The 24,135-nt window shown below is 44.0% G+C and carries 21 protein-coding genes; 15 read left to right on the top strand and 6 right to left on the bottom strand.

The genetic code is table 11. The features are described from left to right. The first annotated feature begins 27 nt into the window (after nt 1–27). Entirely contained in the window at nt 28–2,502 is a 2,475-nt protein-coding gene (locus ACE1CD_RS04575) for an ATP-dependent Clp protease ATP-binding subunit (RefSeq protein WP_374821914.1), read from the top strand. 616 nt (nt 2,503–3,118) lie between these two features. Here the strand turns inward: ACE1CD_RS04575 and ACE1CD_RS04570 are convergent. Genes ACE1CD_RS04570 through ACE1CD_RS04560 form a run of 3 tightly spaced genes read right to left on the bottom strand, consistent with a single transcriptional unit; the run spans nt 3,119 to nt 6,390 of the window. Next, nucleotides 3,119–3,991, bottom strand: coding sequence for a proline iminopeptidase-family hydrolase (locus ACE1CD_RS04570; protein WP_374800862.1), 873 nt, complete (start codon nt 3,989–3,991; stop codon nt 3,119–3,121). 34 nt (nt 3,992–4,025) lie between these two features. Further along, nucleotides 4,026–5,141 carry a DNA (cytosine-5-)-methyltransferase gene (gene dcm, locus ACE1CD_RS04565; RefSeq protein WP_374800860.1) on the bottom strand — a complete coding sequence of 372 codons (1,116 nt, stop codon included), beginning with the start codon at nt 5,139–5,141 and terminating at the stop codon, nt 4,026–4,028. Beyond that, nucleotides 5,110–6,390, bottom strand: coding sequence for a hypothetical protein (locus ACE1CD_RS04560; protein ID WP_374800858.1), 1,281 nt, complete (start codon nt 6,388–6,390; stop codon nt 5,110–5,112). The genes dcm and ACE1CD_RS04560 overlap by 32 nt, the downstream gene beginning before the upstream one ends. Before the next feature lie 140 nt (nt 6,391–6,530). Between ACE1CD_RS04560 and ACE1CD_RS04555 the strand changes: the two genes are divergently transcribed. The 5 genes from ACE1CD_RS04555 (at nt 6,531) to ACE1CD_RS04535 (ending at nt 12,580) form a co-directional block, all read left to right on the top strand. Then, nucleotides 6,531–7,217, top strand: a complete 687-nt coding sequence (locus ACE1CD_RS04555; RefSeq protein ID WP_374800856.1) for a glutathione S-transferase family protein — start codon at nt 6,531–6,533, stop codon at nt 7,215–7,217. A gap of 727 nt (nt 7,218–7,944) precedes the next feature. Next, a complete protein-coding gene (locus ACE1CD_RS04550) occupies nt 7,945–9,297 on the top strand; it encodes an ABC transporter substrate-binding protein (RefSeq protein WP_374800854.1) in 1,353 nt (450 codons plus the stop codon). Between the two features lie 225 nt (nt 9,298–9,522). Next, the gene (locus tag ACE1CD_RS04545) at nt 9,523–10,431 is read left to right on the top strand and encodes a carbohydrate ABC transporter permease (RefSeq protein ID WP_374800852.1); all 909 of its coding nucleotides are present in this window, start codon (nt 9,523–9,525) and stop codon (nt 10,429–10,431) included. A gap of 3 nt (nt 10,432–10,434) precedes the next feature. Continuing rightward, nucleotides 10,435–11,301, top strand: a complete 867-nt coding sequence (locus ACE1CD_RS04540) for a carbohydrate ABC transporter permease (RefSeq protein WP_374800850.1) — start codon at nt 10,435–10,437, stop codon at nt 11,299–11,301. 178 nt (nt 11,302–11,479) lie between these two features. Then, the gene (locus ACE1CD_RS04535) at nt 11,480–12,580 is read left to right on the top strand and encodes an ABC transporter ATP-binding protein (RefSeq protein WP_374800848.1); all 1,101 of its coding nucleotides are present in this window, start codon (nt 11,480–11,482) and stop codon (nt 12,578–12,580) included. A 56-nt stretch (nt 12,581–12,636) separates the two neighbouring features. Here the strand turns inward: ACE1CD_RS04535 and ACE1CD_RS04530 are convergent, their stop codons facing one another. Then, nucleotides 12,637–13,386 carry a class I SAM-dependent methyltransferase gene (locus ACE1CD_RS04530; protein WP_374821911.1) on the bottom strand — a complete coding sequence of 250 codons (750 nt, stop codon included), beginning with the start codon at nt 13,384–13,386 and terminating at the stop codon, nt 12,637–12,639. Between the two features lie 60 nt (nt 13,387–13,446). Between ACE1CD_RS04530 and ACE1CD_RS04525 the strand changes: the two genes are divergently transcribed. The 7 genes from ACE1CD_RS04525 to ACE1CD_RS04495 all read left to right on the top strand — a co-directional run bounded on the left by ACE1CD_RS04525 (nt 13,447) and on the right by ACE1CD_RS04495 (nt 22,103). Beyond that, on the top strand, nt 13,447–14,175 hold the full coding sequence (locus tag ACE1CD_RS04525; protein ID WP_374821908.1) for an SDR family oxidoreductase: 729 nt from the start codon (nt 13,447–13,449) through the stop codon (nt 14,173–14,175). A gap of 126 nt (nt 14,176–14,301) precedes the next feature. Then, nucleotides 14,302–15,375 carry a threonine aldolase family protein gene (locus tag ACE1CD_RS04520; protein WP_374821905.1) on the top strand — a complete coding sequence of 358 codons (1,074 nt, stop codon included), beginning with the start codon at nt 14,302–14,304 and terminating at the stop codon, nt 15,373–15,375. Nucleotides 15,376–15,395: 20 nt separating this feature from the next. Continuing rightward, entirely contained in the window at nt 15,396–16,712 is a 1,317-nt protein-coding gene (locus ACE1CD_RS04515; RefSeq protein ID WP_374821902.1) for a DUF2330 domain-containing protein, read from the top strand. A 23-nt stretch (nt 16,713–16,735) separates the two neighbouring features. Beyond that, nucleotides 16,736–18,049 carry a DUF2330 domain-containing protein gene (locus ACE1CD_RS04510; RefSeq protein WP_374821901.1) on the top strand — a complete coding sequence of 438 codons (1,314 nt, stop codon included), beginning with the start codon at nt 16,736–16,738 and terminating at the stop codon, nt 18,047–18,049. 97 nt (nt 18,050–18,146) lie between these two features. Next, on the top strand, nt 18,147–18,617 hold the full coding sequence (locus ACE1CD_RS04505) for a tetratricopeptide repeat protein (protein WP_190473801.1): 471 nt from the start codon (nt 18,147–18,149) through the stop codon (nt 18,615–18,617). A gap of 10 nt (nt 18,618–18,627) precedes the next feature. Next, nucleotides 18,628–21,207, top strand: coding sequence for a phosphoenolpyruvate--protein phosphotransferase (gene ptsP, locus ACE1CD_RS04500; RefSeq protein ID WP_374821898.1), 2,580 nt, complete (start codon nt 18,628–18,630; stop codon nt 21,205–21,207). 107 nt (nt 21,208–21,314) lie between these two features. Continuing rightward, nucleotides 21,315–22,103: a DUF3598 family protein gene (locus tag ACE1CD_RS04495; protein ID WP_374821895.1), complete on the top strand. Its 789-nt coding sequence runs from the start codon at nt 21,315–21,317 to the stop codon at nt 22,101–22,103. Nucleotides 22,104–22,174: 71 nt separating this feature from the next. Here the strand turns inward: ACE1CD_RS04495 and ACE1CD_RS04490 are convergent, their stop codons facing one another. Beyond that, a complete protein-coding gene (locus tag ACE1CD_RS04490) occupies nt 22,175–22,426 on the bottom strand; it encodes a hypothetical protein (protein WP_374821892.1) in 252 nt (83 codons plus the stop codon). A 275-nt stretch (nt 22,427–22,701) separates the two neighbouring features. On the opposite strand from ACE1CD_RS04490, the gene ACE1CD_RS04485 reads away from it, so the two are divergent. Both ACE1CD_RS04485 and ACE1CD_RS04480 read left to right on the top strand, forming a co-directional pair. Further along, nucleotides 22,702–23,067: a Lin0512 family protein gene (locus ACE1CD_RS04485; RefSeq protein ID WP_374800832.1), complete on the top strand. Its 366-nt coding sequence runs from the start codon at nt 22,702–22,704 to the stop codon at nt 23,065–23,067. 300 nt (nt 23,068–23,367) lie between these two features. Beyond that, nucleotides 23,368–23,685 (top strand): hypothetical protein, encoded by a 318-nt coding sequence (locus tag ACE1CD_RS04480; RefSeq protein WP_374800830.1) that lies wholly within the window; start codon nt 23,368–23,370, stop codon nt 23,683–23,685. A gap of 126 nt (nt 23,686–23,811) precedes the next feature. Here ACE1CD_RS04480 and ACE1CD_RS04475 read toward each other — a convergent pair whose 3' ends face one another. After that, complete coding sequence (locus tag ACE1CD_RS04475) at nt 23,812–24,081, bottom strand: hypothetical protein (RefSeq protein WP_374800828.1); 270 nt, start codon at nt 24,079–24,081, stop codon at nt 23,812–23,814. Nucleotides 24,082–24,135 lie beyond the last annotated feature (54 nt).

The following is a 24,135-nucleotide window of genomic DNA, read 5'->3' as shown; positions in this document are numbered from 1 at the left end:
TCGAACAGCTCGGTGAGGAAACCCACTATGTTTGAATACTTTACAGACAAAGCAGTTAAAGCGGTGATGCTAGCCCAGGAAGAAGCACGTCGCCTGGGACACAACCTCGTGGGAACCGAGCAAATCCTGCTGGGGTTGATTGGAGAAGGAAGCAGTGTTGCTGCGAAAGTGCTGTCCGACCTCGGCGTTACGCTACCAAATGCACGGGTAGAGGTAGAAAAGATTATCGGTCGGGGTTCTCGCTTCGTTTCGGCGCAAATTCCTTTCACCCCCAAGGTTAAGCGGGTTTTTGAGCAATCTTTTGATGAAGCTCGTCAATTAGGACATAATTACATTGCTCCAGAACACTTGCTGCTGGGATTGATCCGCGAAGAGACGGGTGTGGCGGCAAAGGTGTTGGAAAATCTGGGCGTTGACTTGACGAATGTGCGTATGCAGCTGATGGAGAAGCTGGGAGACGTGGCAGCTGTGTCTGCTGGCGGCGGTCAGGAACGAGCATTTTCTCGCGGTGGCGGTAAGACGAAGACTTTGGATGAGTTCGCCATCAATCTCACCCAACAAGCAGCTGAAGGTAAACTCGATCCAGTTGTGGGACGCGAGAAGGAGATCGAACGCGCTGTTCAAATTCTCGGTCGTCGCACGAAGAATAACCCGGTATTGATTGGAGAACCGGGTGTTGGTAAAACTGCGATCGCAGAAGGTTTGGCCCAACGCATTGCCAACAAAAGCATCCCCGACATCTTGCAAGACAAGCAAGTGTACAGCCTAGATATGGGTTTGCTGATTGCAGGTACGCGCTTCCGAGGTGAGTTTGAAGAACGCCTCAAGGCAATCCTGGATGAAGTGCGTCAAGCTGGCAATATCATCTTAGTAATTGACGAAGTTCATAACCTGATTGGCACTGGCGCAATTCAAGGTAGCATGGATGCTGCTAATATGCTCAAACCGGCTTTGGCGAGAGGCGAATTGCAGTGCATGGGAATGACGACGTTGGATGAGTACCGCAAGCACATCGAACGGGATGCTGCTTTGGAACGTCGCTTTCAACCGATTATGGTAGGCGAACCGTCTGTAGAAGAGACGATCGAGATATTATATGGTTTGCGTTCTGCTTACGAGCAACACCACAAAGTTAAAATCTCCGATCATGCTCTGGTAACGGCAGCTAAGCTTTCAGACCGCTATATTAGCGATCGATTCTTGCCGGATAAAGCAATCGACTTGATCGATGAAGCTGGTTCTCGCGTTCGTTTGAGCAATACTAATTCTTCTGCAACTAAGGAACTCAAGCAAGAACTGCGTCAGGTAACTAAACAAAAAGAAGAAGCGGTCAAGGTTCAAAACTTTGAGAAAGCGGGAGAATGGCGCGATCGCGAATTGGAGATTGAAGGTAAACTGAAGGCGATCGCAAACAACAAACAAACCGATAACGCCATTTTACCAGTTGTCGATGAAGAAGACATCGCCCAAATCGTTTCATCTTGGACTGGCGTCCCCGTCAACAAAATCGCCGCATCGGAAACCGAGTTGCTGCTGCACTTGGAAGATACCCTGCACCAGCGCCTCATCGGTCAACATGAAGCGGTGACAGCAGTTGCGCGTGCGATTCGTCGCGCCAGAGTGGGATTGAAGAATCCGAATCGTCCGATCGCCAGCTTTATTTTCTCAGGCCCTACCGGAGTTGGCAAGACCGAATTAGCAAAAGCCTTAGCTGCTTATATGTTCGGTTCCGAAGAAGCGATGATTCGCGTCGATATGTCCGAATACATGGAAGCGCACAACGTCTCCAAACTCATCGGTTCCCCTCCCGGTTTCGTCGGTTACGATGAAGGCGGTCAACTAACAGAAGCAGTGCGTCGTCGTCCCTACTCCGTGGTGCTATTCGACGAAATCGAAAAAGCTCACCCCGATGTCTTCAATGCACTATTGCAACTGTTAGACGACGGTCGCTTAACTGATGCCAAAGGTCGCACTGTGGACTTCAAGAACACCCTGATAATTATGACCTCGAACATCGGTTCCAAGGCGATCGAAAAAGGCGGCGGCGGTATCGGTTTCGAGTTATCGGAAAATATCAGCGAGTCAAATTATAACCGCGTTCGTTCTCTAGTGAATGACGAACTTAAGCAATACTTCCGTCCCGAATTTCTGAATCGCCTCGATGAAATTATCGTCTTCCGTCAGTTGACGAAAGATGAAGTCAAGGATATTTCTGGCATTATGTTGCGCGAAGTTTCCAGTCGCTTAATCGAACAGGGAATTACCTTAAAAGCTACCGAAAAGTTCACACAACGTTTGGTGAAAGAAGGTTACAATCCTGCTTACGGTGCGCGGGAACTGCGCCGCGTAATTATGCGACTCTTAGAAGATAGCTTAGCCGAAGCAATGCTATCCGGTCGTATCCAAAATGGAGACACCGCCATTATCGATATTGGCGATGATGGTGAAGTGCAGGTACGACAAGCCGAGCAACGAGAATTGGTGCTTCAAACAGTTGGCTAAATCCCAGAAACCGGGTTTCTTTGGGTTGCTGTCAGGAAATATCGAAAACCAATGCAAGAAACCCGGTTTCTCATCCCCACTTTCTCCCCTGGTAGCGATACCGGGGGATTTTTTTATATTGAGTGATATCATGTCCGCTAGCTTCAGTTGTGTATATTTGTAGGGGCGAAGCATTCGGGCGACAATCTATCGCTCAAAACCCTAGATTTTACAGCGGTTTGCGCTCTTATGAGGTACAGTAGCAATTAGTAAACCAATTCATTCTAAACCGCTACAGAAAATTTAGTGTACCTCATGACAGCGCAAACCGCTGTATATCCGAATGCTTCGCCCGCCCCTTACGCAACCGATGCAACCGGACACGATATGAATTCCCCGTGAAAATTGTTCGAGAGGTATCGCTGATTAGTAACTGGAGTTTAGACTATCGCACCTGCGGTGCGATATTGCTTTGATTTAACTTTTTTCTTACCCCTTGCCGATTCCCACAGATAATATGAAAGCATCACTCATATACTAACGATGCCACCGGACAATTAATAGTTTTGCCTCCTACTCTCCCTTCCATCCTAGCTCATCGACCTTTCAAATACTTTCTAAGCTAACAATAAATAGCTCAATTTTGATTAGCCTCAACCCGCTCCAAAAACTCACCCAAAACTTGTAAAAAGCGCTCTGTTTCCTCCAGATGAGGCATATGTGAACTGTTTTCAAACAGTACCCATTCAGAGCCTGAAATACCTTTGTTAACTGTTTCGACACAAGCGGGTGTAACCTCATCGTAGCGACCTGAAAGTAGTAGTGTAGGTGCAACAATTTCACCCAAGCGATTTTCAATATTCCAGTCTATAATCTTGCCTGCACCGCGAAACACTGTGCCAACTTTACTATAGGCTTTAGTTAAGCAGCTAGGCCAAGGATCTAACCGACAAAGAAAGGAATGATTGAACAATTCCATTGCCTGTTTGTATTCAGGAGATTGGGTTGTACCATCAGCTTCGTGCTTGCGGATAATTTCTTGTACTTCCGCTGGTAAATCATTCATCAAATTATAGGCTTCAGTTACAAATTGTTGAATGTTCGCAGGTGTATTTGCCAAGATCAGGCTGACTAGCCCAGTAGGTTGAGAAAGAGCGTGTTCCAGTGCCAAACAGCCGCCCCATGATTGCCCGAAAAGGTGAATTTGCTCTAAATTTAGGGCTTGGCGGACGGTGACGAGTTCCTCCTTAAACAAATCGATAGAATAAAGATTGGGATCGTTGGGACGATCGCTATTACCACAACCTAATTGATCGTAAAATATGACACGCCGTCCAGTTACAGCGATCGCTTCTAGTGGTTCTAAGTAGTCGTGTGGGACTCCTGGCCCTCCATGAAGACATAGCAGCGGTAATTTGCCAAATTCTTCCTGTTCTGGTTTGATTATGCGATACCAAACTTGGTGGCCACGGAATGAGATAAAGCCTTCAATTGCAGATGTTACCGTCATAAAGTCAAGTTTTTCAATTAAAAGCAAGTATACCTCACTGGAGTTTTGGTAAATCAGCAAACGCTTCCCCAACACTTAGATAAGGCTGAAGTCCGAAAAGTTCTGTTTCAAAACTATGAGTAGGCATGGGGAAATTAATACTTCCAATCTCTTTTCGGCAACCGATAAAAAACAATCGACGCCGTAACTGAGGAGTGCCAAAATCAGCGGCAAGAAGGATACTCACAGAAACGTTATAACCCAAATTATTCATATTTTCCAAAATTTGATGATAGAGAGTGCCACCTTGAATACCCTTCAAGTTAGAAACGTTTTCCATCACAAAAAATGGAGGCTTTAAAGACTCAACAAAACGCAAAAACTCAAAAATCATTCCCCCTCGACTATCTTGGAAGCCTTTTTGCTTACCTGCTTGGCTAAAAGATTGGCAGGGAGGCCCACCAAAAACAAGGTCAGGTGGAGCGACTTCCCTTGAAGCATCTTGCCATAAACTTAAAGGATTTTTTACCGAGGAAATATCTTTTTCGATAACGCAAATACGCTCTCCAAAAAAGCCGCGCAATGTGGCACAAGCATCTGACCAAAAATCCAGAGCTATCCGAGTATTTATCCGACCTGTATATTCAGCTGCAATGTCCATTCCTCCTGCGCCGCTAAATAAACTAAAGGCTTTAAGAGGACTATTACTAAATCCAAGTAAATTTGCTTGTTTAATTACTTCATCAAAGACAGCTTTGGCAAGTGCTACGGGTACGGCATTACCTACCTGAAGCTGCGTACTTGTTAGCGTTCCTTCAAATTTTAAATTATCGGGTAAACCCTGCAAACGCGCCGCCTCTCGCACGGTAATAAATCGGTTTTCATAAGGGTGAACGAATTTATTAAAAATGTATCCCGTAACAGTTAACGAGGGTTTATTGGGATCGAGCCGAATCATTCTGAGGTTTGGCCCACCCTGTCGGTTGGGGTCGTGCTTGACGTAAAATTTAAAGCTATCGTGCCAAAGTTCTTCCGGCAAATCCTGCATCTTTTGCCCTATTTTTAGAGCATCTATGCGTCTTTGCACGTCAGCACCAACGCGCCTAGCAACATGATTTTTTACAAATTTAACCTGCCTGTCAGAACTGGAAATTGCGTTCAATCCATTCATCTCGCACATAACTACGGGTGAAGGTAATTATACCATCAAAAAGATTGTATAGCTCTTTTTCCGGCGGCAAATCACCCGCTCGCTTAGCTTTTTCTGTTTCATCTATCGTCCACACTATATCTTGAAGTTCAAGCAAGTATTCATCATAGTGACGAACAGCGTGGATGTTAGACAGGAGAGCCGTTTTTACAGCCATTCTACTTTCTTTTGGCTTTCCGGTGGCACCAATCTTTAATACTTGATAAATGCCCTTCTTAATATCATCAGTTCTGTCCATTCCAACGCTAGATTTAGCATCAGAAACAGATTCATAGCCCTTTTCAGTTTTCCTAATAGGCCAATTCAAAGGTCTAGGAATGGGTTGTCCGCAAGCGTTTGTCAGCCAGTAAATAGGTTCTGCTAAACTCCCTCTACCTCTTGCATTCTTATTATATGCCGAAAAAGCGACAACCCACGATTTAAAATAACGATTAAACAATTGATTATCGGCAAATATCCTGCAAATTTGCTCATAAGCCCAAGTGGAAGAACTACTACTTCCTTTTATTCCTAAAGAAATAAGCTCATTATGCCAATGTTCTTCTTGTAACTCAGGAAGAAGAATATGTAAGTTAGATGATGTAAGAAAGGTATTATCTGTGGCAGAGTGGGAACAAGGAATTGGTTCGCCATCTTCTCCTAACTGGGTTTGTACTTCGATGGGAACTGCTACCGTCAGTGTCATCAGGGGTGCAGCTTTTACTTCTGCAAGTAAAACTACGCTTTCCGTTTCATCATAAATTATTACGTCAACAGGCTCAACTCCACTATATATTTTGAGAGAGCGGCAATTAATTTTAAACAATTGCTTTAAAAATACACAAAGCAATCGGCTCGTTGTTTTCCCAATAGTGCCAGATGGCGGTTTATTGGCTTGATGGAAGTGAAAATTTCCTTGGATAACGCATCTAGGACAGGTATTGGTGTACGGGTATACTAAAAGAGGACGATCGTCTACTGGACAATAAAGCCATCCTTTATTAGTTAATTTAGTGTAGTATTCAGCAGCAACAATAAGGTCAAAAGCGGCTGCAAGCGAAAGACCGGGAGAAGTAGAAGTTTGTCTGGCATTTTCAAGAGCCTGTTCTACAAGAATTTCTGTTAATGCTTCTTCGTGAGGATATACTTCTAAAGCTTTGACTCTTCCTAGAAGGTTAACAACCCAATCGAGATTAACAGCATCTGAGGTGTTGTTGTCACTGGTATTCAATGGATCGCGCCCTCTGATAGTCTTTATATGCTAAATTATATACTTGCCGATCGCACCCCACCACCCCACACCTCCTCACCCCAAACTCGCCCTTTCCAAGTCAAAATCAAATTACAACTACCAAGCAAGGAAAGGTACACATGGCTGAAGTAGAAATTTACAGCGCCAGCGTTTGTCCATTCGCACATCGGACGCGGTTGACTTTGCTGGAAAAAGGAGTGGACTTCAAACTCACGGAAATTGATTTGAAAAATAAGCCGGATTGGTTTATTTCGATATCGCCTTATGGTAAAGTACCAGTGATCGAACACGGCGATAATACTGTCTGGGAATCTACTATCATCAACGAATATCTGGATGAAGTTTTTCCCGAACCGCCGTTGCTGCCAAAAGATGCGGGTAAAAAAGCTTTAGCACGCATCTGGATTGATTTTGCCAACACGAAATTTGTGACGGCTTTCTACAATTTACGGATAAACGAGGAACGAGAAAAGCAACAAGAATCCGCACAAACTTTACACAGTCATCTGCTATTTATGGAAAAAGAGGGGATTGCTAAATTATCTGGTAATGGCCCCTATTGGTTTGGGGAATCGCTGAGTTTGGTCGATTTATGCTTCTACCCTTGGTTTGAACGTTTCCCCATACTGGAACATTACCGTAGTTTTGCGCTGCCTTCGGAATGCGTGCGTCTTCGGCAATGGTGGGAAGCGATGAGTAACCGCGAGTCTGTGCGAGCCATCAAAAATACGCCAGACTTCTATATCCAGCAATATGTACAACAGACATCTCCAGAAAAGAACCTCAAAGGCAGGCAGGATGCCTAGCCCACAAGAATTTTTGGAGAGGTCTGGTAAGCGAACAATACAGCCACGGGGATTACCGCCCAGGAAATGCGGTTGGCTTGAGGCTTCTTTTGGCTTTTGAGGGGGAATGGGAGGATGTGGGGGAGGGGGAGCCCTAAAAAACTTTCTGTGCATTTGTGCCGCCAGCAGGGGGCAGTCTGGATGGATGACCTCTCAAAAAAATAGCCCCGATCTTGTCGGGGCTTTCATTATAAGTTCCAGGGTAATCCACCTTAAGTTCCCATTATTTCTATATGAATTCCTCTATCTAAAGATAGAAATAGGCGAAAACACGGCTGCAAGCACCAGTGACGATCGCCTGAGGCTAAGGCCCTAGTGCCGATCGGCCATGATTTCAAATTTGGGGCGGGCATTAAAAAATCAAGCGATCGCAGCAATTCCTATGAAGTTATTTTACGTATTGATAAAAATAAATAATCAGATTACTTAAACTTATTTCTATGTTGTATTTTTATTTATTCATCAATGCGAATTTTTATAGATATATAACAAAATGAGCATATGCAGAGGATCGATAGTTAAATCTCACTAGGATAGAATAATCTCATCAATGGTCGGACATTGTTTGTGGTTCATACTTTGGAGTTGACCGTCCCGAACAACAAACAAAGTTACTATCCTAGAGCCATTGAATTAAGAGTCTTCAAAAGCAAACTCTTCATTAAAAATTTCGATCGGTAAGCCGACAATGTTTTACCGCCATACGTTCAAAAAACTGCCAAATTTAACATCAACACCAGGATTTTGGCGTTGGATGAGAATGTCGATCGCTATTGGCTTGGGCATTCTCATGTTGGGCTGGACAGCGACAGCCCAGCAACCAGTCGTCCTCACCATGTTGATGCAGGGTCAAGACATTGCTAATTGGAGGCCATTTGTCAGAGAATTTGAATCGAAAAATCCCGACATTCGGATCGACATGGTAGAAGGGCCCTTCGATACAAACTTAATCGAAGGTCTCTATACTTCTGCCTTTTTATTGGGAGAATCGCCCTACGATATCATCAACATGGATATTGTTTGGGTGCCTAAATTTGCCGCTGCTGGATGGGTGATGGATCTCACAAATCGAGTTAGCAAAGCACAATTATCAAAATTTATTCAAGGTAATGTTGAAGGTGGACGCTATCAAGGCAGATTGTATCGCATACCTCATGCTTCCGATGCAGGTGTACTTTACTATCGCAGCGATTTGTTAAAAAAAATTAGAGCTAAACCACCCGAAACATTTCAAGAAATGATCGAAATTTCGCAACGTTTAAAGAAAGAAGAAAAAATACCTTGGGGTTATCTCTGGCAAGGCAAGCAGTACGAAGGTGTATCGGCAATGTTTGTCGAGGTGCTGGAAGGTTTTGGCGGTTTCTGGGTTAACCCGGAAACTTTAGAAGTGGGACTCGATCGACCGCAGGCAATCCAAGCAGTTGAGTTTCTCCGCAGCACAATTACTAACAGTATTTCTCCCCCTGGCGTCACTACTTACGGGGAAGAAGAAACGCGCCTGCTATTTCAAAATGGTGGTGCGGTTTTCTTACGCAACTGGCCTTATGTTTGGAAATTGGTGAATCAGGAAGGATCGAAAGTCAAGGGTAAGATTGCCATCAAACCGATGATTCACGCAGCTGGTTATCGGGGTGGTTCCTGCTTGGGTGGATGGGGTTGGGGAATATCTAAAACATCAAAACATCCAGAGGAAGCATGGCTATTGATTCAGTACCTTACCAGCGAAGCAATCCAAAAAAGATTGATTCTCAATACCGGGTTAGTTCCCAGTTATAAATCGTTGTTTACAGATCCGCAAGTTGTTGCCAAATATCCCCATTATCCGCAACTTTTATCTGTTGTGCAACAACCCGCCTTACGTCCGCCTTTGGCTCAGTATGCCCAAGCTTCGGATATTTTGCAACGTTATCTGAGTGCGGCTTTTACCGGACGTATGAGTGCAGAACAAGCAATGCAAGCGGCATCTGGCGAAACCCGCAATCTGCTAGGACAAATTAAAAAAATCCAAAATTCACAGATGCAAACAGAAACCAAAAGTTAAATATTCAGTCATGATTCATCAGTCATCCTCATATCATATCCGTTAGCATCAGTTGCAGAAAAAATCGCTTTCTTATCTGCGTTAATCTGCGTTAATCTGCTTACATCTGCGGTAAAAATTTAACCCCCGATTCCCACAGATAACATGAGAACATCACTCATATACTACCGATGCCAGCCGACATGATATCATTTGTAATTTAGGGATTACCAATTACGAATCAGCATGAAATTAGATTCTATACAACAACGAGAACAAAGAACTGGATGGATATTGGTACTACCAGCATTAATCCTGTTATCGCTAGTGTTTGCTTACCCGATTTTGAGGGCTTTTTGGTTGAGTTTATATACCCAAAATCTTGGCTCTCAGCTACAGCGAATTTTTTCCGGTTTGAGCAATTATGAGCGGATGTTAGGCGATGGGCGCTTCTGGCAGAGTATGTGGAACACGACGGTGTTTACTGCGGGTTCTGTGCTGCTGGAATTAATTTTGGGAATTGCGATCGCACTGGTACTAAATCAAGCTTTTAAAGGACGCGGTATCGTGCGGACAATAACCTTGATGCCTTGGGCTTTGCCAACTGCTTTGATGGGCGTTGCTTGGGCGTGGATTTTTAACGATCGCTACGGCATCATCAACGATATTTTGCGACGTTTGGGCATAATTGAAACTGGGATTACCTGGTTGGGAGATCCTGTGCTGGCAATGGTAGCAGTAATTGCAGCCGATGTGTGGAAAACAACACCGTTTATCGCGCTTTTGTTGCTAGCAGGATTGCAATCAATTCCCAACGATCTCTACGAAGCTCACGCCCTTGATGGCGCTACTGCTTGGCAAAGTTTTCGGAGAATTACGCTACCTTTGTTGATGCCTCAAATTGTGATTGCTTTGTTGTTTAGATTTGCCCAAGCTTTTGCCATATTTGATTTGATTCAGGTGATGACTGGCGGTGGCCCTGCGGGGGCAACAGAAACGGTTTCTGTTTATATCTACAGTACGGTGATGCGTTACCTGGATTTTGGCTATGGGGCAGCGCTGGTTGTGGTGACGTTTTTGTTGTTAGTAACTGCTGTGGCGATCGCCAGTTTTTTGTTGTCCAAAGCACGCTCTAACATTGCAGGAGTATCTTAAACTATGGCTATTGCACAAGAGCGATCGACATCTGCTTCAACTTTCAATTGGCGACAAATTATTTTGCCAGTTGCTGTCTTCGCAGTTGTGGCTTTTTTCCTGGGGCCGATCGTCTGGCAAGTATTAACTTCCATCAAATTAAATAGAGATATTTCTGCGGTTCCTGTTGTCTACATTCCCACACAAATCACGCTGGAACATTACCTATCTCTATTCCTGCGCCGTCCGTTTGCCCTTTACATTTTTAATAGCGCTTTTGTTTCCATTACTACAACGCTGCTGTGTTTGGCATTAGGCGCACCCGCAGCTTATGCCTTGGCGCGGATGCGATTTATGGGCAGAAAAATTATCCTCGCCAGCATTTTGATTGTGACTTTATTTCCGGCAGTGCTGCTATTTCTGGGATTGTTAGAAGTTGTGAAAGCTACGCACTTGGGCAATAACTATCTGGCACTCATAATTCCTTATACCGCGATCAATTTGCCTCTGACAATTTTGGTGATGCGGAGTTTCTTCCAACAACTGCCTAAAGATTTAGAAGATGCTGCTAGGGTAGACGGTTACAATACGTTGCAAATGCTTTGGCATATTCTGCTGCCGATGACTGTTCCAGCACTGGTGACAACGGGAATTCTCACCTTTATTTCTGCTTGGAATGAGTTCATTTTTGCGCTTACTTTTATGACTCGCGAATCGATGAAAACGATTCCGGTGGCAACTGCACAGTTAAGCGGTGCTTCGGTGTTTGAAATTCCTTACGGGCCGATCGCAGCTGCTACTGTGTTGGGAACGTTACCTCTGGTTTTATTGGTTTTGTTCTTCCAGCGCAAGATTGTGCAAGGTTTGACTGCTGGTGCGGTCAAAGGATAGGGGCAAAAGTCAAAAGTCAAAAGTCAAAAGTCAAAAGTCAAAAGTCAAAAGTCAAAAGAAATAAGGGAATATGAGCTTGGTTAAAAAGTTTATTAACGCGATGATTCAAATTATTGAATTACAGTTTATTTCGCGATAGAAGTTAGCATAAATTCATCCTTCATCTGTTCATAAAATCATGGCAAAACTCGAAATCAAAAATTTAAATAAGACTTATACTGCCAAAGTTATCCCGGTTAAAGATGTTAGTTTAACCGTGGAAGATGATGAGTTTCTCACGTTACTTGGGCCTTCCGGTTGCGGTAAATCTACTATACTGCGACTGATCGCGGGTTTGGAAGCACCTACTCGCGGTCGGATAACGATCGGCAATCGGGATGTGACAAATTTGCAACCGGGCGATCGCAACATCGCGATGGTGTTTCAAAGTTACGCGCTATATCCTCATATGACGGTGTACGACAATATCGCTTCGGGATTAAAACTGAAGAAAACACCAACGGAAGAAATTAAAGGGCGAGTGGCAGAAGCAGCGCGATCGCTAGGTTTAGAAGAGTTAATGAATCGCAAACCCGGTCAAATGTCTGGCGGACAAAGACAGCGGGTTGCCCTCGCACGCGCCTTAGTCCGGAATCCGGATGTATTCTTATTAGATGAACCGCTGAGTAACCTAGATGCGCTATTGCGAGAAAAAGTTAGGGCGGAAATTAAACAACTATTTGCAGAACAAAGAGTTCCAGTTGTTTATGTCACTCACGACCAAACAGAAGCGATGACTCTCTCTACAAAAGTTGCTGTACTCAACAAAGGTTTAGTTCAACAACTTGACGCGCCCAGTCGCATTTATAACAATCCTGCTAATTTATTTGTCGCAGGTTTTGTTGGCAGTCCGCAAATGAATTTATTGACGCTGAATTGCGAGGGACGTTACGCAATGCTCGGTGATTTTAGAGTGCATCTCCCGAATCTCCCAACTCCTCCATCTCAGATTGTATTTGGCATTCGTCCGGAAAATGTTCGCGTTGCAGCAGCGGAATATCCACACACAATTAAGGGGCGAGTTATCTTGACAGAAAATTTGGGAATGAATTATTTAATTAGCGTGCGCGTGCGCGGATCGCAGGCAGAACCGATTATTTTGCGTGCTTTGTTACCGACAGACCAAAGTTGGAATGAGGAAGATATTACGTTGGCACTACCTCCCCAATTTATTCATTGGTTTGATGTTCAGACGGGGGATGATATTGTCAGCAGACAAAAGCTTGCTGTTGGGGGTTAGTAAGGTTTATTGAATTTGCGATCGAGTCGCCCGGTTTGTGGTGGGTAATGCCCACCCTACAAATGACCGACTCTGAGGGAAAGCGGCCAGGAAATTAGCTTGGTTGCTTGTGAATCACCCCAGACGTTTGTGAGCCGATCGCACATTTTTGCAATCTGCTCGATACCGTGTTGAGCGATAAATCGCTGGGTGGCAGACCAAGTTTGCAAATACCCGATAACTTGTGCGACATTCCACTCGATCGACATTGCGAAAGAGGGTGGTGTTAGTTCGACAAAAGGAAAAGAAATAGTTTCATACTTTTGCTCTACTAACTGTCTTTCGGAAGGCCAAAAAGCTTCCACTGCTTGATAGTATTGTGCTAGGGCTTGATTTAGTTGTTCGTCGGCAGAATGAATAGTAAAAAAACCGTAACACCAAACCGCAATTACCCCGTTCGGTTTGAGAACGCGGCGCACTTCTTGATAGAATAGATCGAAGTTGAACCAGTGCAGAGCTTGAGCGACAGTAATTAAATCGATCGCACTATTAGGTATTTCGGTGCGTTCGGCAGTGGTGACCCAATAACGAATGCGATCGTGCCCAAAAGCTTCGGCAATTTGCTTTTCACTGGCATCAGTCCCATAAACCTGCTGAAAGTAGGCAGTCAGACTCAAAGCAACTTGACCGTTCCCCGTACCGCAATCCCAAGCAAGTTTGTGTTCTGGTGTGATGGCAGCTAAGTACTCAAACAGCGCCTCTGGGTAGCGGGGTCGATATTTGGCGTATTCGCTTGCGTGCGAAGAGAAATGATCTGAAAAGTTCATGCGCGATCGTTTAGGCTTTTATTATGAATATATTAAATCATTCCTAATAGGATAAAACAAATGAGCGAAACAAAAAAAGTAGCTGTTGTTACTGGTGCCAATCGCGGATTGGGTTGGGAAACTTGTCGCCAACTGGCAAAACAAGGAATCCAAGTTATTCTCACCAGTCGCGATGAAGAAAAAGGTAACGCTGCGGCTGAAAAATTGCAAACTGAAGGATTAGAAGTGAAATTTTACCCGCTTGATGTCACCAGTGCGGACAGTATTGAGCATCTTGCCCAGTTTGTGAGAAATGAATTTGGTAAATTAGATATCTTGGTGAACAATGCCGGAATATTACCAGATCCTGTCGAATATCCAGCAGCGAGTGTGTTCAACGCTAAAATTAGTACTTTGCAGCAAACAATGGAGACGAATGTATACGGGCCATTGTTACTTTGTCAGGCGTTGATTCCGCTGATGAAACAGCTTAATTATGGGCGGGTAGTAAATGTATCTTCTGGCATAGGACAAGTGTCTGGAATGGATAGAATGAGCGGCACATATCCAGCATATCGGATTTCCAAAACTGCTTTAAATGTATTAACGCGGATGCTTGCCTACGAGTTGAAAGAGACGAATATTTTAGTAAATTCAGTTTGTCCTGGCTGGGTAAAAACCGATATGGGCGGCCCAAATGCGACAAGGACGATCGAGCAAGGGGCCGATACAATTGTCTGGTTGGCTACTTTGCCCGACGATGGGCCAACAAACGGATTTTTCCGCGATCGCCAACCGCTGGACTGGTAAATGAGAGCGTGCAGCGATCGGTCTTTTTTTATTAACATCCAGATAGAACAGTAAAAACCGACGAAAGCCTAAAATTACTAAATCGGGTTTTCGTCGGCATAGTAAACCGATACCTAAGTTAAATTTATGAACTTTTGTAGCGATAACGCAACGGGAGTCGCACCGGAAATTATAGCAGCAATTATTGCTGCCAATGAAGGTGCAGCTATGCCCTACGGTAACGATGAATTAACCAAGCGATTGTCAGCTAAATTTGCGGAATTATTCGAGACTGAAGTTACGATTTTTCCAGTTGCAACCGGTTCGGCTGCCAATGCGATCGCTTTATCAGTTATGACACCACCTTTTGGTGCTATTTACTGCCATACCGAATCTCATATCAATCTTGATGAGTGCGGTGCGCCAGAATTTTATACAAGCGGTGCAAAACTGGTAACGCTGACCGGTTCTCACGGCAAAATTTCTGCCGATAACTTGGCAAAAACACTCAAAAAAGCAGGCGCAGGCGTTGTTCATCACGTACAGCCAGCCGCAGTCAGTATCACCCAGTCAACGGAAGCGGGAACAGTTTATCAACCCGATGAAATTCAGCAAATTGCTGAGGTTACTCGCGCACACAATCTCAGCTTACATATGGATGGTGCTAGGTTTGCCAATGCGGTAGTTAGTTTGGGTTGTACACCCGCAGAAATTACCTGGCGTGCTGGTGTGGATGTGCTGTCATTTGGCGCTACCAAAAATGGCGCTATGGCAGCTGAAGCCGTGGTGTTTTTCAAACGCGAATTAGCGGAAATGTTCGGCTATCGTCGCAAACGGGGCGGGCATTTATTCTCGAAAATGCGATTTTTGTCGGCACAGCTTGAAGCGTACATTACAGATAATTTGTGGCTGAAAAACGCTACTCGCGCTAATGAAATGGCGGCAAGACTGGCAGCAGGACTTACATCTTTACCGGGAGTAAAGCTTTGTCATCCAGTGTTAGCAAATGAAATCTTTATTCAACTGCCAGAACCAGTTATACAAGGACTTTTAGCGGCAGGTTTTCTGTTCTATCGTTGGGAGGGTGAAGATGCGACAACTTTGCGTTTGGTGACGGCATTTAATACTAAGGAAGAGGATGTCAATGCTTTTATTAAAACGGCGGCGTCCTACGCTGCTGTTGATTCTAATACGGCAATAGGCGAACTTACTGGAGTTTGAAGTTAACAAAGGAATTTGCAATGAAGCTGTTTCGTATACCGATCGCTTTAATTCTCGCTTTGCTTGCCTTCATTTGCTTTGCCCCCAAAGCAGCGGCGTTTTGCGGTTTTTATGTTGCCAAAGCAGATACTAAGCTTTACAACCAAGCTTCGCAAGTAATTATCGCCCGCGATGGTAGTCGTACTATATTAACGATGGCGAATGATTATCAAGGCGATGTGAAAGATTTTGCCTTGGTTGTTCCCGTTCCTGTGGTTTTGCAACAAGAACAGGTGCGGGTAGGCGACTCCAAAATTATGGAAAGGTTGGATGCTTTTAGTGCGCCGAGATTGGTGGAATATTTCGATCCCAATCCTTGTGCAATTCCTCCATTTGCGCCTAGTTCTGAAGCTGTACCAAGGGGAGATATTCGGCGATTAGAATCAAATCAAGGTAGACGCGATCGCGCTTTAGGGGTCACGGTAGAATCGCGGTTTAGTGTCGGAGAATACGACATTTTAATTCTCAGCGCCAGAGAATCAAACGGGTTGCAAATTTGGTTACAACGTAACGGTTATAAAATTCCTGTCGGTGCGAGTCAATTACTGCAACCATACATCCGCCAAAACATGAAATTCTTTGTGGCGAAAGTCAACTTAGCAGCATTTCAAAAATCCGGTTATCAATACTTAAGACCGTTACAAATTGCCTACGAATCGAGCAAATTTATGTTACCGATTCGTCTGGGTATGGTCAACGCCAACACTGCTCAAGATTTAATTGTTTATATCTTATCGCCAAAAGGTCAAGCTGAAATTACCAATTACCGCACAGTCAAAGTACCATCAGATGCAGAAATACCAGTCTTTGTCAAGAATCAATTTGGCGATTTTTATAAAGCAATGTTCCAAACAGCGTATACTCAAGAAGGCAAAAAAGTCGCCTTTCTCGAATATGCTTGGGATATGAGTAGTTGCGATCCTTGTTCCGCCGAACCTCTCAATCAAGAAGAACTGGGTAAAGCCGGAGTTTTTTGGTTAACTCCTAACCAAGCAAGCAATGTTTTTATCACTCGTCTGCACGTGCGATATACCCGCGATAAGTTTCCGGAAGATTTGATATTTCAAGAAACGTCAAATCGGCAAAATTTCCAAGGCAGATATATCTTGCGCCATGCTTTTGAAGGAGAGACAAACTGTGCAGCGGGACAACAATATAAAAGAGCTTTGGCGACAAGATTTGAACAGGAGGCGCAGACTTTAGCTAAACTGACCGGGTGGAATATTAATGAGATCCGCAAAAAACTGCCTGTAACTCAAACTCAGCAGACACCTTTTTGGCGAAATATTTGGCAGTGAAATATAGAGAGGGACAATTTGTAATGAAACTATTCCGGATTTCGATAACCTTACTTTTGGCTTTTGTTGGATTTATTTGTTTTACCCCTGACGCTGAGGCGTTTTGCGGTTTTTATGTCGCTAAAGCAGATACTAAACTGTACAATCAAGCTTCGCAAGTAATTATCGCCCGCGATGGAAGTCGCACGATTTTAACGATGGCGAATGATTATCAAGGCGATGTGAAAGATTTTGCCTTGGTTGTTCCCGTTCCTGTGGTTTTGCAAAAAGAACAGGTGCGGGTAGGCGACCCCAAAATTATGGAAAGGTTGGATGCTTTTAGTGCGCCGAGATTGGTGGAATATTTCGATCCAAATCCTTGTGCGGTTTACAATAACAGACAATTTGAGGATGCAGTCCCAGCAGCACCGCCGCGCCCATTAGCAAGCGCTAGAGAACGCGATCGCGCTTTAGGGGTCACGGTAGAATCGCGGTTTAGTGTCGGAGAATACGACATTTTAATTCTCAGCGCCAGAGAATCAAACGGATTGCAAATTTGGTTACAACGCAACGGTTATAAAATGCCTGCGGGTGCGAGTCAATTACTGCAACCATACATTCGCCAAAACATGAAATTCTTTGTGGCGAAAGTCAACTTAGCAGCATTTCAAAAATCCGGTTATCAATACTTAAGACCGTTACAAATTGCCTACGAATCGAGCAAATTTATGTTACCGATTCGTTTGGGTATGGTCAACGCCAACACTGCTCAAGATTTAATTGTTTATATCTTATCGCCAAAAGGTCAAGCTGAAGTTACCAATTACCGCACAGTCAAAGTGCCATCAGATGCAGAAATACCAGTCTTTGTCAAGAATCAATTTGGCGATTTTTATAAAGCAATGTTCCAAACAGCGTATACTCAAGAAGACAAAAAAGTCGCTTTTCTGGAATACGCTTGGGACATGAGTAACTGCGATCCTTGTTCCGCCGAACCACTTAATCCAGAAGAATTGCGTAAGGCGGGAGTTTTTTGGCTAACGCCATCTCAACCAAGCAATGTCTTCATCACCCGACTTCATGTGCGGTATACTCGCGATAAGTTTCCCGAAGACTTGATGTTCCAAGAAACGTCAAATCGCCAAAATTTCCAGGGCAGATATATTCTGCGTCATGCTTTTGAAGGAGAGACAAACTGCTCAGCGGGACAACAATATAAAAGAGCTTTGGCAACGCGATTTGAACAGGAGGCGCAGACTTTAGCTAAATTGACCGGGTGGAATATTAATGAGATTCGCAAAAAACTGCCTGTAACTCAAACTCAGCAGACACCTTTTTGGCGAAATATTTGGCCTTGAAAAACGATATTATGTAGGGTAGGCATTTTCCACCAATTACCGTTTGTGTGGGCGATGCCCTCCCGACAATTCGCTCCCCAGTCCCATTTAAATTACCATGAATGAATCATCTATAAATAAGTTGCTGGAAGATTTGAAAAAACCGGATGAAGAAGTGCGCGATCGGGCCACATCAGAACTCTGGCGCATCTGGTTCCACCAAAAGGGAGCGATCGGGTTTGAACTGCTGCGTCGCGCTCAGATTTTGATTGAAGCAGGAGAATTTAGCCAAGCTGAAAACGAACTCACACAAGTCATTTCTGACTTGCCTGATTTTGCAGAAGCATGGAATCGACGAGCAGTTCTCTATTACACAATGGGAGAATATAAAAAGGCGATCGAAGATTGTGAAATTGCCATCAAGCTTAACCCAGTTCATTTTGGCGCACTGCACGGTTTGGGGTTGTGCTATGCCGGACTGGGAGAGTACCGCACTGCTATCCAAGCTTTTCGAGAAGCACTTTCTATTCAACCTTATGCTTTAATAAATCAAAGGTTGATTCTGGAATGTACAGCCCGGTTAAGTTAGCAGAGCGAAAATGATCGGAATTGTTATCGTATCTCACAGTGCCAAACTGGCAGCCGGGGTGCAAGAATTGGCAAGTCAAATGGTGCAAGGCGAGGTGAAAATAGCCGTTGCCGCCGGAATTGACGATCCGGAAAATCCTTTCGGCACCGATCCTATACAAGTACATCAGGCGATCGAATCAGTTTACAGCGATGATGGCGTTATCGTATTGATGGACTTGGGTAGCGCGGTTTTGAGTGCAGAAATGGCTTTGGAATTTCTGTCAGAAGAACAGCAAAATAAAGTCAAACTCTGCGAAGCACCGTTGGTAGAAGGCGCTATTGCCGCCGTTGTTCAAGCAGCTAACGGTGCCGATATCGAGCAAGTTTTAACAGAAGCGCGAGGCGCATTGGCAGCAAAAGCATCTCAATTGGGGAACCCCCCCCTTTCATCCCCCCCCGTCCACGGAGGGGGAAACAGGAAGGAATTCTCCCCCGCAGACAGTGTGCAAAACCTTTTTCTTTCATCCCCCCCCGTGGACGGGGGGGGACAGAGGGGGGGGTCAAAAGAAATATATCTCACTATCAAAAATCGGATGGGTTTGCACGCTCGTCCCGCTGCTAAATTCGTTGCCACTGCTGGCAAATTTAAATGTGAAATAACGGTGCGGAATGTTTCTGCAAACAGCGATGCGGTCAATGCAAAAAGTATAAATCAGTTAGTGACGCTGGCAGTTTGTCGAGGGGATGAAATTGCGATCGCAGCTTCAGGAAGCGATGCAGATGAAGCTTTGGCAGCATTGCAGCAATTAGTAGAAAATAACTTTGGCGAATCTCTGAAAGATTCCGCCACTCCCCCCCTCTTCTCCTCTCCCACTCCCCCCCTCTCCCGCTCTTCTTTATCTGCCATTCCTGCATCTCCAGGCATTGCGATCGGACGGGTGTTTTTGTATCAACAAACATTTGCAGAAATAGAAGATATACAAGTAGATAATCCCCAGACAGAATGGCAGAAATTGCACGCAGCAATTGCCACCGCTCATGGCGAAATTGAAATGCTCCGCCAAAATGCAGCTACGGAAGCGGGAGAACAAGAAGCGGCTATTTTCGATGCACATTTGTTATGTTTGGAAGATCCAACTGTGCTAGAGGCGGCGCGTCAGCGGATTTTTGAATATGGATTACCTGGCACCACAGCTTGGAAGGTGGTAATAGATAAAACAGCGCGTACTTACGAAGCTTTGGCAGACCCTTTTTTGCAGGCGCGATCGGCTGATGTGCGGGACGTGGGACAGCGAGTGCTGCGATTGCTGACAGGCTTAGCAACAGCACCTCTGAATTTGCCAGAGCCAGCCATTCTGGTAGCTAACGATTTAAGTCCTTCGGAAACGGCGCAGTTAGACAAAACCAAGGTGTTGGGTATTTGTACGGTAAGCGGAAGTGCTAATTCTCACAGCGGTATTCTGGCGCGATCGCTCGGCATTCCCGCCGTGATGGGAGTGAGTGAGGAGTTGTTGCACTTGGAAAATGGCACTCTCATTGTTTTGGATGGGGAAACGGGTGAGGTGTGGGTGCAACCAGATGAAGCGCAGTTGAGAGAATTACAAGCCAAACGAGATAGTCGTTTGGCTGCACAAATAGCATTAAAAGAAGTAGCGCAAAAACCTGCTATCACTAGCGATAAACGCGAAATCAAAGTGATGGCAAATATTGGCTCGATCGCAGATGCCAAAGTAGCTGTGAATGCGGGTGCAGCAGGGGTAGGATTGCTGCGAAGCGAGTTCTTATATTTCCATCGCCACACGCCGCCAACTGAAGCAGAACAGTTGCAGATTTATGAGGCGATCGCTGCTACTATATCACCTCATCCTTTAATTATTCGCACTTTGGATATCGGCGGAGACAAACCAATTTCTTATCTGCATTCCGCACGAGAAACCAATCCTTTCCTGGGATGGCGAGGCATTCGCTTTTCGTTGGATTACCCCGATTTACTGAAAATACAATTAAGAGCAATTTTGCGAACGACGCATCAATATAAGATTAAAGTAATGTTTCCGATGGTGGCGTCAGTTACGGAAATTCGCGCCGCTAAAAAAATTCTCGCGACTGCACAAGCAGAGTTACGCCAAGCCGGAATTCTCTTCGATGAAACTATGGCAGTGGGAGTTATGGTAGAAGTGCCGGCAGCTGTAATTTGTGCCGATAAACTAGCAGCAGAAGTTGACTTTTTCAGCATCGGTACTAACGATTTAAGCCAATATATAATGGCAAGCGATCGCACCAATCCCAAAGTAGCAAATCTTGCCGATGCCTTTGCACCTGCGGTGTTGCGATCGATCGCCCAAACCGTGCAAATTGCCCATAATGCTGGGATTTGGGTAGGCGTGTGCGGTGAGTTGGCTTCCCACTCAAACGCTGTACCTATCTTAGTAGGTTTGGGTGTAGATGAATTGAGCGTAAATACAGCAGCAATTCCCGCCATCAAGACAGCAATTTCCCAATTAACGATGGCAGAAGCAGAAGCGATCGCCACCGCCGTGTTACAATTAGATTCAGCCGCAGCAGTCAGAGAATACCTTGAAATTCAAAAAATTAAACCTAAAGTTTAGTGAGGGTAACATGACTACCGATATATTATATCCACAAGTTTCAGCCTAGAAGTATACAACATTGCTGTCTGAGTATCACCGGATTTTGAAACCAACTAAAAACACTTATGAATAGCCCAGAACAAAATTGGACAAATTTATTTGGAGAAATCACCTCTGAGGGCATTGCTTGGCACGGAATATGGACTAGATATTCTCCTGAAAAAGAAGCTCTCGAATCTTTTCAAGGTGTGAGAAATTTTCGATCAAACGAAGATAAAACAGTTATTACTCACACCAATAACTATACCTATGCCGACGGAAGTACGGGAGAAAAAAGTTGGCAAATTGAGAAAGAAACTTGTAACCAACCTGATGGAATAATCCACCCCGCTCTGTTGTCTATGAGGGCGCTGTCTTTTGGCCAAGGTGTCAATGCTGCGGTATCTAAAATACTTGAAAAAGAAGAATATTTCGGCGTTGAGTTATTTTTACAACATGAAAATTTCCGAACTAGCTTAACTCCCATCTATGGAAAGACTGGCGATTTAGAGAGAATGACGTTAATTCGCGAAAAACTAGGTAGCTTCCCCGATGAAAAGCCTGAGTTAGAGGTAGATAATATCTCCGGTAATTGGATAGGAAAAAGAGAATATATGACACCCGATTTGAAGGTTTCTGCTGCGAGCGAAACTCAACAACTGGTGTTAGATGCAAACGCTGGTAAAAACAAAACCTTCTTCCTTCCAGATGGAGTCGTTGTCAATGCTCCTAAAAAGGTTGAATTTGGTGAAGAATTTGAGATAGCAGCAGGTAAATTTGTCTCGAAAAACGAGTACAAACGACTCACCGCCAAATATGACGAATCTGGTAAATTTTCCCTATTGATATCAGAAGTCTTCCAGCGAAAAGAGTAAATGGCAAAAGACTGATTAGATTCAGCTAAAGCAGTCACATAGTATGTTGCACAAAAATTTGGAAGCTAAACTTATCTTCTACTCAAACTGCTGGGTGACACTTTTTCCCAAAACTGTCTCGGCTGATTTCCACAAGTTAGACAAGCTTCCATCAGTGGAATCAAGGGTTTGCGGCAATAGACACACACGCCGCTTAAAGATAGGCTAAGAGCGTCTTTAGGTAAGTCCCGGCATTGCAGGCATCCCCAAAACTCATCAATACTTTTGACAGCTAAAGTGTTGCATTTATCGCATTGCTCGACTTTCCAAAACAGATTTTTCATTGCTTTAACACATAAAATAAGCAAAAACAGCAATCTTTACTGCAAAGCGGCTTTACAGCAAATGAGTGAATCGATCGCTGCATCAAAAGTTTATCATCAATTTATGTCATCTGTCTCTAGGTAGATGTTTGATATTTTTCACTAATTTTTGCGCTCAAATACGCAACAATACTTAGAAAAGACAGATAAGGTTAAAAAAAGCTTTCCTTGGTTTTTTTCCGCCTAATTAGACTATAAACATAAAGATATAGGCTTAAAACAATCAAGAGGTAGCTGTGGCTCGCAAACGCTTTATCATCGAAATGGGCATGGGAATTGACCAGCACGGACAGGAACCGACCGTCGCCGCCGCTCGAGCTGTACGCAATGCCATTGCCAACAATGCCTTACCCGGTATTTGGGAAGTCGCCGGTTTGAGCAATCCAAATGAAATGATAGTGGAAGTCCAGGTAGCAGTTCCTTACCCAGAACAAGTCCGTCAAGAAGAAGTATTAGCGGTGCTACCTTTTGGGCGCAAATCTCTCACTGTTGAAAAAGGCGGTATGGTAGTTCAAGGGCGGGCAATTTCCTCACTTAATGATAAAAATGATGAAATGCTAATTGCTGTTGCTGCTGTTACAGTTTTCGTTGATATTGAGTAGTTTAAGCTATATATCATTAAGGCTTTTGCAGTAGGTACGTTGTTGTGCTTCAGCACTCTTTGATTGCTAAAGTACAATAACGTACTCATTATCTATTCCGAACAAGAGCCAATGGAACTAACTAGCAACTTAAGTTATTTAAAATACATTCACATACTTTCATATTTCTTTAGAAGCTAGATTATTGTCTAGCTTAACCCTTCCATGTAAAATGATTAATACTGGCCTAAAAAATCAGAACTAACACTTGATGAAATCACGCATATTTACCAAAATGACAATGTATGGAGAAAACGATCGATGCTCGAAATTCATAAAATAACCGGACTCAGGGCGCAACACTTTGCCGACCTAATCAGGACTGCACAATTAGTTTTCGATCCAGCTAGGGGTGTTTCAGGCCGCTATGTAAAAGTTGACTGGGAAAAATTCGGAATTCCTTTGGAAGTTGTAGACAATTTGCACAGCCTGGGCAAGCAGTATCAATTTGCCTCTCCTCACATTCCTGTAGAAGATATTTGGGAAAAATTGACTCCAGAAACTCGTAGATGGTTTGTCGAAAAGAAAGATTCTTTATGGCAATTTGAGGAATCTTTCCCGGCTTTCGATGAAGACTAAAAAATATCCTTTTTCATCTATTGATTAATTAAATAAAAACTCTGCTGCCGGTTTTTATCTGTCTTTCCTCCTAAACGCCCCCACCACAACCCGCTGCGGGTGTGGTGGGTTTTTGAGATAAACCAATTAGCCTTCTGGCTGTATCGCAGAGCTAGTTGATGTGTCCGGGTACAATCCTAATTGCTTAGCTAATTCGCGGGCAATATGAAATAAAAATTTAGCACCATCTTGGTTATCTTCATGGGCCATTACCGTTCCTATTTGTACCATTGTTTGCACCAAACCAGCATCGAGCAAGTCTAAGTGGGCATCTAAAACCTCTGGTTCCTGACCGTTCGGACACTTAAACAATTGTTCGATCAAATTGATATAAAGCTCTTGCCGTTGTACTGTCATAACTTTATTTTTGGAAAATTTTAGAGTTTTCGCGCTTAAAGATAAGCATAAAAT

It is taken from the genome of Aerosakkonema sp. BLCC-F183 (assembly GCF_041929145.1).
Lineage (GTDB): Bacteria > Cyanobacteriota > Cyanobacteriia > Cyanobacteriales > Aerosakkonemataceae > Aerosakkonema.
The sequence above is the reverse complement of the archived record's forward strand: the minus strand, read 5'-3'. Positions and strand labels throughout refer to the sequence as shown.

Bases quoted from the DNA above. Each gene is read 5' to 3' on its own strand.
- ACE1CD_RS04575 (WP_374821914.1), top strand. From the start codon at position 28: ATGTTTGAATACTTTACAGACAAAGCAGTTAAAGCGGTGATGCTAGCC.
- ACE1CD_RS04570 (WP_374800862.1), bottom strand. From the start codon at position 3,991: ATGACGGTAACATCTGCAATTGAAGGCTTTATCTCATTCCGTGGCCAC.
- dcm (WP_374800860.1), bottom strand. From the start codon at position 5,141: ATGAATGGATTGAACGCAATTTCCAGTTCTGACAGGCAGGTTAAATTT.
- ACE1CD_RS04555 (WP_374800856.1), top strand. From the start codon at position 6,531: ATGGCTGAAGTAGAAATTTACAGCGCCAGCGTTTGTCCATTCGCACAT.
- ACE1CD_RS04550 (WP_374800854.1), top strand. From the start codon at position 7,945: ATGTTTTACCGCCATACGTTCAAAAAACTGCCAAATTTAACATCAACA.
- ACE1CD_RS04545 (WP_374800852.1), top strand. From the start codon at position 9,523: ATGAAATTAGATTCTATACAACAACGAGAACAAAGAACTGGATGGATA.
- ACE1CD_RS04540 (WP_374800850.1), top strand. From the start codon at position 10,435: ATGGCTATTGCACAAGAGCGATCGACATCTGCTTCAACTTTCAATTGG.
- ACE1CD_RS04535 (WP_374800848.1), top strand. From the start codon at position 11,480: ATGGCAAAACTCGAAATCAAAAATTTAAATAAGACTTATACTGCCAAA.
- ACE1CD_RS04530 (WP_374821911.1), bottom strand. From the start codon at position 13,386: ATGAACTTTTCAGATCATTTCTCTTCGCACGCAAGCGAATACGCCAAA.
- ACE1CD_RS04525 (WP_374821908.1), top strand. From the start codon at position 13,447: ATGAGCGAAACAAAAAAAGTAGCTGTTGTTACTGGTGCCAATCGCGGA.
- ACE1CD_RS04520 (WP_374821905.1), top strand. From the start codon at position 14,302: ATGAACTTTTGTAGCGATAACGCAACGGGAGTCGCACCGGAAATTATA.
- ACE1CD_RS04515 (WP_374821902.1), top strand. From the start codon at position 15,396: ATGAAGCTGTTTCGTATACCGATCGCTTTAATTCTCGCTTTGCTTGCC.
- ACE1CD_RS04510 (WP_374821901.1), top strand. From the start codon at position 16,736: ATGAAACTATTCCGGATTTCGATAACCTTACTTTTGGCTTTTGTTGGA.
- ACE1CD_RS04505 (WP_190473801.1), top strand. From the start codon at position 18,147: ATGAATGAATCATCTATAAATAAGTTGCTGGAAGATTTGAAAAAACCG.
- ptsP (WP_374821898.1), top strand. From the start codon at position 18,628: ATGATCGGAATTGTTATCGTATCTCACAGTGCCAAACTGGCAGCCGGG.
- ACE1CD_RS04495 (WP_374821895.1), top strand. From the start codon at position 21,315: ATGAATAGCCCAGAACAAAATTGGACAAATTTATTTGGAGAAATCACC.
- ACE1CD_RS04490 (WP_374821892.1), bottom strand. From the start codon at position 22,426: ATGAAAAATCTGTTTTGGAAAGTCGAGCAATGCGATAAATGCAACACT.
- ACE1CD_RS04480 (WP_374800830.1), top strand. From the start codon at position 23,368: ATGCTCGAAATTCATAAAATAACCGGACTCAGGGCGCAACACTTTGCC.
- ACE1CD_RS04475 (WP_374800828.1), bottom strand. From the start codon at position 24,081: ATGACAGTACAACGGCAAGAGCTTTATATCAATTTGATCGAACAATTG.